The organism is Rhodococcus sp. 1168, from assembly GCF_002091955.1.
Classification (GTDB): Bacteria; Actinomycetota; Actinomycetes; order Mycobacteriales; family Mycobacteriaceae; genus Rhodococcoides.
Map to the genome: position 1 here is coordinate 1 of NZ_MKKY01000083.1, position 13,420 is coordinate 13,420.

At 61.1% G+C, this 13,420-nt stretch carries 12 protein-coding genes; 4 read left to right on the forward strand and 8 right to left on the reverse strand.

All coding sequences use genetic code 11. From position 1 onward, the window contains the following. The 5 genes from BJI47_RS18835 to BJI47_RS24195 all read right to left on the reverse strand — a co-directional run. Positions 1-942: acyl-ACP desaturase (locus BJI47_RS18835; protein ID WP_088945159.1), on the reverse strand; the 942-nt coding region annotated here is incomplete at its 3' end. Positions 943-1,063: 121 nt separating this feature from the next. Then, complete coding sequence (locus tag BJI47_RS18840; RefSeq protein WP_217808561.1) at positions 1,064-1,957, reverse strand: alpha/beta fold hydrolase; 894 nt, start codon at positions 1,955-1,957, stop codon at positions 1,064-1,066. A gap of 191 nt (positions 1,958-2,148) precedes the next feature. Beyond that, entirely contained in the window at positions 2,149-4,431 is a 2,283-nt protein-coding gene (locus tag BJI47_RS18845; protein WP_088945180.1) for a DUF2254 domain-containing protein, read from the reverse strand. Positions 4,432-4,520: 89 nt separating this feature from the next. Then, entirely contained in the window at positions 4,521-4,967 is a 447-nt protein-coding gene (locus BJI47_RS18850; RefSeq protein WP_254900691.1) for a GtrA family protein, read from the reverse strand. A 111-nt stretch (positions 4,968-5,078) separates the two neighbouring features. After that, positions 5,079-5,246, reverse strand: a complete 168-nt coding sequence (locus BJI47_RS24195; RefSeq protein WP_176224965.1) for a hypothetical protein — start codon at positions 5,244-5,246, stop codon at positions 5,079-5,081. Positions 5,247-5,347: 101 nt separating this feature from the next. On the opposite strand from BJI47_RS24195, the gene BJI47_RS18855 reads away from it, so the two are divergent. Next, positions 5,348-6,178: a mycofactocin-coupled SDR family oxidoreductase gene (locus tag BJI47_RS18855; protein WP_088945181.1), complete on the forward strand. Its 831-nt coding sequence runs from the start codon at positions 5,348-5,350 to the stop codon at positions 6,176-6,178. A 617-nt stretch (positions 6,179-6,795) separates the two neighbouring features. Here the strand turns inward: BJI47_RS18855 and BJI47_RS18865 are convergent. Further along, a complete protein-coding gene (locus BJI47_RS18865) occupies positions 6,796-8,190 on the reverse strand; it encodes a hypothetical protein (protein ID WP_088945183.1) in 1,395 nt (464 codons plus the stop codon). A 276-nt stretch (positions 8,191-8,466) separates the two neighbouring features. Between BJI47_RS18865 and BJI47_RS18870 the strand changes: the two genes are divergently transcribed. Together BJI47_RS18870 and BJI47_RS18875 are read left to right on the forward strand one after the other, a co-directional pair. Continuing rightward, positions 8,467-9,249, forward strand: coding sequence for a pirin-like bicupin family protein (locus BJI47_RS18870; RefSeq protein WP_088945184.1), 783 nt, complete (start codon positions 8,467-8,469; stop codon positions 9,247-9,249). Between the two features lie 112 nt (positions 9,250-9,361). Further along, positions 9,362-9,979, forward strand: coding sequence for a DUF4190 domain-containing protein (locus tag BJI47_RS18875; RefSeq protein WP_088945185.1), 618 nt, complete (start codon positions 9,362-9,364; stop codon positions 9,977-9,979). Between the two features lie 3 nt (positions 9,980-9,982). On the opposite strand, the gene BJI47_RS24200 is transcribed toward BJI47_RS18875, so the two are convergent. Both BJI47_RS24200 and BJI47_RS18880 read right to left on the reverse strand, forming a co-directional pair. After that, complete coding sequence (locus BJI47_RS24200; protein WP_176224966.1) at positions 9,983-10,138, reverse strand: hypothetical protein; 156 nt, start codon at positions 10,136-10,138, stop codon at positions 9,983-9,985. Next, the gene (locus tag BJI47_RS18880) at positions 10,139-11,236 is read right to left on the reverse strand and encodes a GGDEF domain-containing protein (protein WP_254900692.1); all 1,098 of its coding nucleotides are present in this window, start codon (positions 11,234-11,236) and stop codon (positions 10,139-10,141) included. It lies immediately after the preceding gene. Positions 11,237-11,428: 192 nt separating this feature from the next. Here BJI47_RS18880 and BJI47_RS18885 point away from each other — a divergent pair, with 192 nt between their 5' ends. Further along, positions 11,429-13,396, forward strand: coding sequence for a M13 family metallopeptidase (locus tag BJI47_RS18885; RefSeq protein ID WP_088945187.1), 1,968 nt, complete (start codon positions 11,429-11,431; stop codon positions 13,394-13,396). The last annotated feature ends 24 nt before the right edge of the window (positions 13,397-13,420 follow it).

The window sequence follows — 13,420 nt, forward strand, 5'->3', positions numbered from 1 at the left end:
CTCTGCTTTGGCGGCTTCGCGTGCGAGGGAACGATCACGCATTTCCTCGAACTTGGTGGCCTGACGCTCGAGGTCTTCGAGGAACACCGCCAGTTCTTCACGCTTGGATTCCCCGACACCGGTGAAGTCCTCGCGTTCGAAGATCTGCCACTTCCGTAGCACTGGCCACACCACGTCTTCGAGGTGCTGACGCAGATCGTAGATGCCGTGCTTGGCCATCAACACACCGTTGCGGCGGAAGTTCGGCATCCCGGCACCAGGCATCTGGAAGTTCATCACGATATGCGAGATCGCTTCCAACGTCTGATCCGGCGCGATGTCGAGCGCGGCAGCGGTGACGTTGCGGTAGAACATCATGTGCAGGTTCTCATCCGCCGCGATGCGCTGAAGCATCCGGTCGGCGATCGGGTCGTCGCACACCTTGCCGGTGTTGCGATGCGAGACACGCGTGGCGAGTTCCTGGAAGGTAACGTACGAGACCGAATGCAACAGTCCGGTTTCTGCGCCCGCCGGCGAGGCGAAACCGTTGGTCATGTGAATCATCCGGGCCTGCTCGAGCGCGACCGGATCGACACCGCGGGTGACCACCAGGTAGTCGCGCATGACGATGCCGTGCCGGTTCTCTTCGGCGGTCCACCGTCCCACCCAGGTGCCCCAGGCGCCGTCCTGTGAAAAGTTTTCGGCGATCTCGCGGTGGTAGGAGGGCAGATTGTCCTCGGTGAGCAGGTTGGTGATCATCGCTGCTCGCGCTACCTCGGAGAGTTTGCTCTGCTCCGGTTCGTAGTCCACCCCACCGAGTGCGGCGAAGTTGCGGCCTTCGTCCCACGGCACGTAATCGTGCGGGTGCCACTCCTTCGCCATCGACATGTGGCGGTTCACGTTGTCTTCCGCAACAGGAACCAGCTCGTGTAGCAGCTCCAGCTGTGTCAGATCCCTCGCCATGGACATGCCTCCTCTAGTGAAAAATACCTACCTAAGGGTAGGTCGATTTCCCTATCGGCGGGGACGTCCACGCGAGACTCTGTTAGATGTTGCAAACCCCGCTCACCACACTTGGGTGCCCTCACATGTGCTGGGCGCCAGCCACCTGAGCCCTGGAGTGATCCCAATCTGCAAGCAAGGTGAGCAGGCCCGACACCAACGGCAACGGCTGATCCAGCATGACGTGATGTCCGGCCAACGGGATCTCGATCACCGGCGCCGATCTGCCGAACATTTCGTACATGTCCGACGCTACGTCCTGGGTGACCATGCCCCGTTCGGCGCGGAACAACGCAGCCCGGCAACGAACCGATCGAAGCAGCTCCGGTGACGGGCGAGCGCTGCCGAACATGCTCGGATCGAACTTCCACGACCATCCGCCGTCGACCTCTCGCACCGACCCGCGGGCAACGTGGTCCATCACGTACGGCAACGAGTCTGCTTGGTCGGGAACAGTGCGGAACCGCACCAACGCTTCGTCCAGAGCGGCATAGACCTTCAGCGGTCCGAACGCTCGCTTGTCGCGCGCTGCGGTCTGCTCGGGTGAGGGAGATCGAAGCGGGGTGTCGATCACTGCCACGCCCGCAATTCTGGCGTCGCCCTTCGCGGCGTCCATGCAGACCCAACCGCCCATACTGTGCCCGATCAACACCGGGGGGCGAATGAAGTTCGACGCTTCCGCCACCGCGAGAACTTCGGCAGACCAGTACTCGACTTTGTAATCTTCCCGCCATGCCGAATCTCCGTGGCCGGACAGATCGAGCGCTACGACGCGATGGTCGCGGGCAAGAAATGGCGCGACGTGATCCCACCATCCCGAGTGCGCAGCACCGCCGTGGACAAGAACGACGCCGGGAAGATCTTCCTCACCCCACGAGCGGACATGAATCGAGGAGCCGAGCACCTCGATGTCGCTTTCGACCGGCTTGATTGCCACCGCATCCGAGAACCACTGCGGCGCATCGATATTCGTCACTATACAAGTCCTGCTTCCAGTGGGGACGTCGTTTGTTCCGGGCGGCATCGATGGCAGCGGCTACTCATTCGAGGGACTCTCCTTTTGCTGGAAACACTTTTCGGACTGCCGATTCGGCGCGATCCCGTCGGATGAGACCCGCGGTCTTGCACGAAACAGCGCCGACGTCACGGATACAAGTTTTGCATAACCTAGTTTCCCGGCTTTTCTCCCGCTGCGGATTCGTCCGTTTCGATGGTCGGCACACCCAGAACCAACGGATGTGTTCGTCCTGCCGACCCGAGTTCGGAGCCGAACCCCTGAGGATCAGCGACAGACGCCAGCGCGATGTCGAGGCCATCGGTCCATTCGCGCGCGATCTGAGCGTCCAGGGCGTCCAATCGAGCCAAGAGTGGGGGGTGCTGATCAGGCGGACAGGACGCGAGCAACGTCGCGAACAGCGAGCGAAGCCGGCGGTAGACCTGCGCGGAATGGGCGCTGAAGTGCCGAATCTCGTCGGTTGCAATCGCCACGTAATCGGGCCAGGTACGGACCGTCCCACGAATGCGTGTCGATACCGAGTCCGACGCCTCCAACCGAACTCTCGGCGCCAGCGTCATCAACAAATCCTCGAGATGGTCGATCGCCTGCACGGCTCGGCCGGGGTCGTTGATCGCGGGCGAAAGGCCCTTCAGTGCGATGTCGACGATGGCCGTCAGCCCAGCGGCCGGACTGACCGTCGGGCTATGGGTATCACCGAACACCAGGCACGCCATCAACTGATGCGGTCGCATTCGTAGCTGCGGCCCGTTCACCTCGAACAACACCGCGTCTTGCGCGACGAACTCACCGACATACGGCATCACCTCGATGGTGACACCCCATTTCTCAGCCAGTCGCTCGATACCGGAGAGGTTGACAGCCAACAGAATTCGACCGTCGGGTGAGAGTTGACGGAGCCGGATCGTTCTCGACTCACCCAGCGGCTCGGACATGTGGTCGTTTGGCTGCGTCTTCAGGACCGGAGTCTTCAGGTCCGGTGCGGCAGCGAAGTCCGGCCGTGGTCCTTGCTCCAGTTCCTCGATGAATCCCGGGTAGGTCCGCACGATCGAAGATCGACCCTGTGCTGCGATCCATCGCAGCAGCCGTGAGGAATTGAGCACCATCCCCACCCGTGACACCAGAGCGATGAACAGGAACGCACTGACCAACGCCAACAGTATGGCGATGGACGTCGAGATGATCGGTGCTGTCGTCTCGCCGGACAATGCCAGATCCGAGGCGATGACGACGGCGAAGACGAACGTGGACAGGAACATCCCGATCGAGACGCGCATGATGAGCTCCTGCTGCAGCATCGGCACCACCCGTACCGAGATCTGCGAGGCACCGAACTGCATAGCCAACGTGATGGCGGTGAAGACGAGGCCGGTGAGCGTCACCATGCCGCCGGCAATCACCGCGAGTAACGTCGCGGTGGATCCGATATCGAATGCCGATTCGGCGCCCACCGCGGAATCGCTGTCGGCGAACTCACTGTCCAGATCCACCAGAACCAGTGCCAGGATTATCGAGCACGACACCAGAATCATCGGTAGTCGCCACATCGGTGTCCGCCGCAAACGTCGGCGAGTTCGATTCCACCGCAAAGCGGTCAGGAATCGATTGGGGAGCTTGGTCGGCGCATGCCGATCGGGCGCCGCGACTTCGACTGGCGATGCAGCAAATTCGATCGGAACACCGAAGCGACCCGACAGTGCCTCCTGAACGAAGATCTTCGCCCGGATGACCGGCTCACGGAACCGCTTCTCGCGGGTGAACGCTTTCGCTCGTTTTCCTGGCTTGTCGGCGTATCGCCACCGATCCCAAGGCGACAACGGTCGACCGAGCCGGATGGCACCGACGATGAGTAACGGGGTGAAGAACAGGCCGATCAATCCTGTCCACAGCTTGCCCTTGAGCAGGGTGATCGCCGCGAGCCCCAGCTGAAGCGCCAATCCGAAGAGGACCAGGGCAAGAGTGACCAACGATCGATCCTGCTGATAGACGTCGAAGTCTCCGGTGAATCCGATGGGGTGAACGCCGAGAAGATAGAGGCCGGAGATCGCAATGGCTACGAAGACCGCGTCGATGGAGGACCGGCCTTCCTCCGCCCAGTAGACGTCGCGAAGATGCAGGATCAGTGCGAACTCGTCGAGCATCAACGCACTTCCGATGCCGAAGACGCTCGCGAGAATGCAGTTGGCAACGGGGGTCTCGTAGTTCGCGATGGCCACCAGCGCGAACCCGGAGACAAGGACCATGACCAGTCCGAACATCACGTGGTGAATATGCATGCCACCTGGTGTGACGTTGCCGGGCCACCAGGACACTTCGGCCCTGATCATTCGAACGCTGAACCGAATGAAAAGAAATGCCAATAGGAAAGACACGAGTAGAAAGAACAGCGGAAGACGGCCGTTGTTCACGACCGTCTCGGTGAACCATGTACCCATCGCGACCTCCTCGCTCGATCGAGCGAGGTCAGCCTATCTCTGCGCAGGGTCTGTATGTTGTATCAGCGCTGGGCGGACTCATCAGGCGGTCAGAAAACCCATCCGCGAAGCGCGATGAAGCGGAGCGCGCCGGTGGCAGCACTCACCGCGATGACGGCGACGACCTGCAGGATCCACGACGATCCGGGAAAAACAATATGAACGACGGCGAGGGCCGCGGTGCCGAGAGCCAGACCGGCGAGGGCGAGACCACCCGCCTCCCACTGCGTCTGCAACCATCCGACACGCTGCGTCGCATGAAAGGTATGCCGCCGATGGAGTTCATTGGCAAGAACTGTGCTCGCCGCGATTCCGGCAATATTTGCAACGAAGGTACCCAGAAAGGCCAATCCGAGGAACAGTCCGATATAGACGATGTTGCTGGACGCACCCACGAAAACGAATCTGACGAATTGTGCCTGGGCCGATTCACCCATGAAACGTGCCTTGATCTCTGTGGCACATATTCTCGGCCGCGTGTCCAGCGTGCTGCTCACGTCATCGTCTCCAGTTTTCGACGTCCTGGACCGAATACAGTCCTCCCGGTCCAACAGCGGGCGCACGAGATTCAAGGCCCAACTATGAGCCAAGTCACCCGTACCATCCGGCTAGGACGCGGTATCGCTCTTTTTCTTGTTGCGCGAGCGACGATCGAGATCGAAGTTCATCAAGTCCGGCTTGATCGATGCCACGAACAACATGACACAACCGAAGACCACGAGAACGACCGTCAGAACGATGACGACGATCCCTATGAATGCACCGATGCTTTCCATAACTGCCCTACCTCCCGTGTTGCCCCTTACCGTACTGGGCGCACTCGGCGTCGGTCGAATCCACCCCGTACCGAGTACTGGAAGTTGTACTGTCCGAAGCCATGATCACATCGACCGAACATCAACCACGACGCTTCGAGGGAAAGGTTGCCTTCATTACCGGCGCCGCCCGCGGCCAGGGAAGGGCCGAAGCAATAAGGCTCGCATCGGAGGGTGCCGACATCATTGCGGTCGACATCTGTGGCGAGTTCGAGTCGACATTCTATGACGGGTCCACAGCGGAGAATTTGCAGGAAACGGTGGCTGCAGTCGAAGCACTCGATCGCCGGATCGTCGCCACCCAAGCCGACACCCGAGATTTCGCAGCTTTGTCGGCTGCGTTGAACGACGGAGTCGAGCAGCTCGGCCGGCTCGACGTCGTCATCGCCAACGCCGGAATCTGCGCGGCGGGGATGTCTTGGGAAATCACCCCAGAGCAATGGAAAGAAACGATCGACGTCAATCTCACCGGCACCTTCTTCACGGCAAAGGCTGCGATTCCAATATTGCTCGGTCAGGGCACAGGCGGATCGATAGTCATGACCAGTTCGGTCGCCGGGCTACGCGGGCTGCCATTTCTCGCGCACTACACAGCGAGCAAGCACGGCATCGTCGGGTTGTGTCGGACGATGGCCAACGAGCTCGGACAGTTCAATATCCGCGTCAACACGATTCATCCGCACGGCGTCGCGACCGGCATGCAGCCCGGCGACATGATGACTCTCATCGAGAAGTACGGCGCTTCACTCGGGCCGATTTTCATGGGTTCGTTGCCCGACCCGGTCAGCGAGCCGGAGGACATCGCGGCAGCTGTCGCCTGGCTCGCCTCGGATGAGGCGCGGCACGTAACCGGCATTCAGTTGCCCTTGGATCTCGGAACTCTTACTCGCTGATCGCTGCGGTCGTGGCGTCGTCGACGAGGAAGTGCATGGACGAACTCAGCTTGCTGGTCGACACCCGTATGCAGCGAGAAAGACATCCACGCCCTCGGCGACAACGTGCTCGATATCGGTCACAGATGCGATCGAGTTGACCGTGCCGACACCTCCAACGGATCGGCGGATCCATTGGAAGAGCAATCTGCGCATTACTCGTCGCCGGCAATCGAACAGATCTCGCAGCAGCGTTCACTCAGGCTCATCTGGCGCTTGTGGTCGCTGCTGTGGGAGCCGCAACCGGGACCTGGCTCATCTACCGCGCGACGAAACCAGCCCGGTTGACCCGAGTCCCCGAATCCGGCACTGTCGACGATAGTCGCCGTGGGGTCGACGCGAACACGGACAGAATCGGGTCGACACGATGGCGCAGAGCTTCGGGAGATACAGCCACCATTACGAGCGGGAACGCCCAAGAGACGCCCGGTGCATAGTGTGCGGGGCGGGCGAGGACTCACACGACAAGCGAATCGAGACGACGGACCGAGTAGTCGAAGTCGAGGTCGCCAAAGTGGCGGACCACCCGATCGAGGCCGACTTGTCGGACTCGATCGGGTAGCTATCGAGACGAAGGGCTAAGAACTAGCCCGAGCCGGGGCGTATCGCCTGATCGCACGCATCGGCAGTTCCAGCCAAGCGGGCCGATTACGTGCTTCGTACTCTGCCTCGTAGACAGCCTTGTCCAGCTCGTAAGCGCTGAGCAACGCTGATTCCTCGCGTGGGTCCGACCCAGTGACCGATGCATAACCGTCGCAGAACGATGCCGAGTTTCTTCTCGCCCACTCCGAGGCCCTGGCGTAGGTCGCCTCGGTCGCGTCCGGATCGTCCAGCAGCAGATGATGAGCCGCATAGTCGAACGATCTCAACATTCCGGCGACATCACGTAGCGCACTGTCTCGCTGTCTACGCTCTTCCAGTGGCTTTGCGGGCTCACCCTCGAAGTCGATGAGCAACCAACCGGCCGAGGTGCGTAGGACTTGACCGAGATGCAGGTCGCCGTGGATACGCTGCACGGTTACCGTGCCCGCTGCCTCGGCTCCTGCGATGAGCTCGCGAGCAGCCGGAAGATGGTCGGCCAGTTCCGGAATCACTTCCGCCGCAGCTTCGACCCGAGCGAGAATCTCCTCGACGGCCGTCGAGGAGCCCGCGCGCTCGGCCGTACCCAACTCCCTCGCCAGATCCGCATGCACGTGGGCGACTGCAGCACCCAGGTCGTATGCCTCGCCGGAGAAATCGGAATCCAGCTCAGCTGGCTGTCGGTCGCTCGCCAGCAGGTCGCGGACACTCGCCAAGGCGGTGGTCCACCCCTCTGCAGCGTCGGCCACGAAGTCCTGCGCCATGCCGAGCATCGAGACTTCACCATCCGCCTCGGTCTCGATCCAGGCTCGCAGCGGAGCGACGAATCGGCATCCGGTGGCCGCCAACGCGCGATGAAGTTCGATGTCCGGGTTGACGCCCGGGGAGACCTGTCGAAAAAGTTTGAGCAGCAGCACTTCACCTAGCACCACCGAAGTATTCGACTGTTCCGCGCCCAACACCCGACCGAGCATTCCGGTCTCGACCGTTTCACCCGGCACGTTTCGGAAGTCGAGGGAGCCGATCGGCTGGGCGGCCGACAATGCGTCGGAATACAGCGCAATGATCTTCGGGTCACGCAAACCGTCGTATACGAATACGCCCTCTCGCACCGGCAACTGCCAGGGTGCCAAATCCTCGACTACAGTGCGCTGAAAGCCGAGTGGCACCTGGTAGCGCTGGACGCGGCCACCTTCGGCCACGTGCGCGTCCAGTCCGACGTCGACCAGGACGTGCTCTGCCTCCACCCCTGGCCGCGACCCTAGGGAGACCCGCGAGGCAACGGTGAGAGAGACGATCCGAGAACCCTTCGCGGCGAACCAGCGTTGCTGCGGAAGCCACGCCCGAAGTGCAGTTTCCAACTCTTCCGTGCTGATGTGCGTCGAATCGGTCATAGATGAGTTCACTGGCCTCCGCATTCGCTCGGTCTACTTCTCACTCTAACGATGGATCCGCCGATATGCGCGAGCTGAGGCGAGCTGAGGCGAGCTGAGGCGAGCTGAGGCGAGCTGAGGCGAGCTGAGGCGAGCGCAGAGTGGTCGAATCTTTCGAATACGGCTACCCGATCCCCCTGATCTCACACACCTGATGCACTGGATCGTTTTTCTTTCGTCGCGCGAAAGTTATCCGGGCCTGGCGACTATCGATCGTTCGACTCGTAGAGTGGGCCCATGTCCGCTCCACATCCTGCAAGCTTCGCCCCCATTCCCCACATCGACGTCCATCGCGCCGGTGATCGCGCGAAAACCCGTGTCACATGGCTCAGTTCGAAGCATTCCTTCTCCTTCGGGCAGCATTACGACCCGGACAATACCCATCACGGACTACTGCTCGTCAACAACGACGACACCGTATCTGCCGGAGAAGGATTCGAAACCCACCCACATCGCGACATGGAAATCGTGACATGGGTGGTGCAGGGCTCGCTCGTACACCAGGATTCGATCGGCCACTCCGGAGTCATCTATCCCGGCCTCGCACAACGCATGAGCGCAGGCAAAGGGATCATGCATTCGGAAAAGAACGACTCCTGGCGGCTGACCGGCGAACAGCACCACGAGCCCGTTCGATTCGTTCAGATGTGGGTTATGCCTGACACCCCTGGCATCACACCCGGATACGAACAACTCGAGATCGACGACGAATTACTGCGCGGCGGACTGATTCCCGTGGCATCCGGCATGAAGAAGCATCACGGGCAGTCCGCGATCGGCATCTCCCAGAAGTCGGCTGCCATGCATGCAGCACGGTTACAGCCCGGGCGACCGATCACGATCCCCGAAGCGCCGTTTCTTCATGTTTTCGTCGTCTCCGGGACAGTCCAGATGGAAGGCGTCGGCGAATTGTACGAGGGCGACGCCGTACGTCTGAGTTCCTCTGGTGGACAACGGATCGAGGCAACCGTACCTGCCGAGATACTGGTGTGGGAGATGCACAAACGCCTGGGTGGATGAGCAACACAGTCGATGACAGGTTGATCACGGCATCCAAATAGTCGAGTCCCCGGCCAGGCAAGGCGCTTAGACTCTCCAGCACTCACGCTCGTACGCATCGGAGGTCTCCGCCGTGTCAGACCAACCGCCACCCGAGAATCCACCCCCACCCCAGGATCCGCCCCCGGGTGGCTATCCCCCACCAGGTAACTACCCACCGGGTAACTACCCACCGGGTAACTACCCACCACCGGGTAACTACCCACCGCAGGGTAACTACCCACCGCAGGGCAATTACCCGCCGCAGGGCGGCTACCCACAGCAAGGCGGCTACCCACAGCAAGGTGGCTACCCACAGCCTCCACCGCCGCAGCAGAATACCGCCGGCATCGTGGCGGTCGTGCTCGCGATCCTCGGCATCGTGCTCTGCTGGACGGTCCTCGGCGGCATCATCTTCGGATTGCTTGCTGTGGTTCTCGGTTTCATCGGCCGTTCGAAATCCAAAAAGGGCACCGCAACCAACGGGGCCGTCTCACTCGCCGCGATAATTCTCGGTCTGGTCGCGGTTGCGCTGTCGATCGTCCTGCTCGTGGTCGGTATCGGACTGTTCAACAGCAGCGGAGGCAAAGACTTCGCCGACTGCATCAGTGATGCCGGCACCAACCAGAGTGAGCAGCAGCGATGCGCCGACAAGTGGCAGCAGAACATCGAGAACAGGTTCGACGTCACCATCCCCAACCAACCCAACTGACAACTACGCAGGCGCGACCGCGACCGCGACCGCGAACGCGACCGCGTCAGCCGTCGTCACGTGTTCGCATTGGGCGGCGGAGTGAGCCTCGCCGGACTCTTCGCTCGTCACCACGTCGGAGTGCGGTGATGGATACATCGGAGCCGTCGACCTGGGCATTCAATCACCCGTGCGGCCGGCGCGCACCGGTGGATACGCAGCTACCGGATCCGCAACGACGACTTGGTTGCCACCGAGGCGCTTGGCCTCGTACATTGCCCAATCTGCTTGCCGAAGCAGATTCGTCACGGTGCACACTCCGTCGCCTTCGCCGGAAGCAGAGTGTGCGACGCCGACGCTGACCGTCAATGGGCAGCTGTCCTGCGGCGAGTGCAAGCGAGTGCGCATCCATTCGGCTACCGAGATCGCTTGTTCGGCGGACACCGTCGTCACCACTGCGAACTCCTCTCCGCCGGTCCTCGCGACGAGCACTTCGTCGACGAGAAGTCTGCGTGCGATCAGGGTGAGCGCCAGGTCGCCCCCTTCGTGTCCGAAGCGATCATTGATCGATTTGAATCGATCGACGTCGATGACCAGGACCGACACCTCACTCCGACCTCGCAGAAACCGCGGGAGCGCCTCATCGAGCCCTCGTCGGTTATGCAGGCCGGTCAACGGGTCGAGCATCGCGTCATCTGCGTCCACCCGAAGGTTGAGCAGTATCGACTGGAGAAATACGGGCGTCGTGAACATGACGGGCAATAGCATGATCAGATGCGACCACGCGAGACCGTGATCGAGAGTGGGTGACGCCAGAATAAGTAGGAACATCCCTGCCACCGTTACCGCAGACCAGAGCAGATGCGCCATGAGTAGCTTCGGACTGTGAAAGACCTGGACGTACAACCCGGTTGCCGCGAGAAGTACACATACCGGAAACGACATCTGTATCGACCCGTAGGACAACAGTGCCATGGTGGTGCCGATATCGGCGTAGATGACGAAGAGTGTGCTGATCCGCTCACTGGGCCACGGACCGCGCACCCACAGGGCACCGACCACGAACGACGAGATGACAGCGGACACCAGGACGGTCCTGCTCACCACCGAACTCGGTGGAACCGCCGTCAGAAAAGCTGTGAGCCCGGCGAGCCCGAAGAATATGCAATTGAAACCGACTCCGATGCGGTAGGCCGTCAAGACACCGCGCGCCTGGAAATACTTTCCCATCCGCATGTAGTTGCAGGGCTGAGCCCACCATCTGCGCAGAAATCTCACGGTGCAGTGCCTTCCACGCCGTTACCCACCCCGTTGTCCCCCGGGGCCGCGATGGAACCAGGTTCATTCCGCGATCAGACTTCGCGGTAGTTTTCGATACGATACCCATTCCCGCTGGTCTCGGCGCGCTTTAGCGATCCCCGTTCGGCTTCGGGTCTCGGGTATCGGCCGAATCCTCACAAGAGTGTAAAGATGGATTGCATGACTGCTGTTGTTAATTCCGGAATCGACCTCGGCTACGCAGACCCTGACACGCGCGCGCAAGACGACCTGTTCGTGCATGTCAACGGCAAGTGGCTCGAAAACTATGCAATCCCGGCCGACCGGGCGGTCGACGGCGCATTCAGAACTCTCTACGACAAGGCCGAAGAAGACGTTCGGGCGATCATCCAGGAGTCCGCAGCCTCGAATTCACCCGTGGGCACCGACGCGCAGAAGATCGGCGACCTCTACTCGAGCTTCCTCGATGCCGATGCCGTCGAGGAAGCCGGTCTGACCCCGATTTCCGCGGAACTCGCTGCCGTCGCCGACGCGACCGACCTCCTGACACTGGCCGGCGTGCTCGGGGGTCTGCAACGCACCGGCATCGGCGGGGCGATCGGCCACTACGTCGATACCGACGCCAAGGATTCCTCCCGCTACCTCGTGCACTTCTCGCAATCGGGAATCGGTTTGCCGGACGAGTCGTACTACCGCGAGGACAACTACGCCGAGATCCGCGGCGCCTACGTGGCGCACATTTCGAGGATGTTCGCTCTCGCCGGGGTCGGTTACGATGGCGAGCGCGTTTTCGATCTAGAGAAGAAGCTCGCCGCAGGTCATTGGGATGTCGTCGCGCGTCGCGATGCCGAGAAGAGCTACAACCTCGTCGAATTCGCTTCACTCGCTCGGGACGAGCCCGGATTCGATTGGACCGCATGGATTTCCGGACTCGGCGGCACTACCGAGCAGTTTGCTGAGATTGTCGTTCGTCAACCACCGTTCGTGTCCACCTTCGCCGCACTGTGGGTTTCCGCAGACATCGAAGACTGGAAGGCATGGTTGACGTGGCGCGTCATCCACGGCCGAGCGAACCTCCTCACCGAGGCTTTGGTCGAGGAGAACTTCGCCTTCTATGGAAAAACTCTCAGCGGTACCGAGGAGAACCGTGAGAGGTGGAAGCGTGGAGTGTCACTCGTGCAGGATCTGCTCGGTGAATCCGTCGGCAAACTGTACGTCGATCGTCATTTTCCGGCCGACGCCAAAGAACGCATGCAGGTTCTCGTGAAGAATTTGCAGGAAGCGTACCGACGCAACATCTCCGACCTCGAATGGATGAGTCCGCAGACTCGGGAGAAGGCACTCGAAAAGCTCGAGAAGTTCACTCCGAAAATCGGCTACCCCGATCGCTGGCGCGACTATTCGGCCATTTCCATCGATGCGGGTGACCTTGTCGGAAACTACCGCCGCGGACATGTCGCGGAATATCAGCGCGAGCTGGACAAACTCGGGGGACCCGTGGACCGCGACGAGTGGTTCATGACTCCGCAGACGGTCAACGCCTACTACAACCCCGGAATGAACGAAATCGTCTTTCCCGCAGCGATTCTGCAACCGCCGTTCTTCGATGCGGCAGCAGACGACGCCGCCAATTACGGAGGTATCGGTGCCGTCATCGGCCACGAAATCGGCCACGGATTCGACGACCAGGGCGCCAAGTACGACGGCGACGGCAACATGGTCGACTGGTGGACCGACAGCGACCGTACCGAATTCGGAAAGCGCACAGCCGCATTGATCGAGCAGTACAACCAGTTCGAGCCCAAGGCACTCCCCGGTCACCGCGTCAACGGTGAGTTCACCATCGGCGAGAACATCGGCGATCTCGGCGGGCTGTCCATCGCCATCGCCGCGTACGAGATCGCGCTCGGCGACGAGCAAGCCCCCGTACTCGATGGACTGACCGGCCTTCAGCGGGTCTTCTTCGGTTGGTCGCAGGTGTGGCGGACCAAGGCACGCGACGAGGAAGCACTTCGCCGACTCGCGGTCGACCCGCACTCACCACCGGAATTCCGCTGCAACGGTGTGGTGCGCAATCTCGACAGTTTTCACGAAGCCTTCGATGTAAAGCCTGGAGATGCGCTGTACTTGGAGCCGGAAGAGCGCGTCAAGATCTGGTAGGCGCCTCGAGTAGGAGGGGAGCAA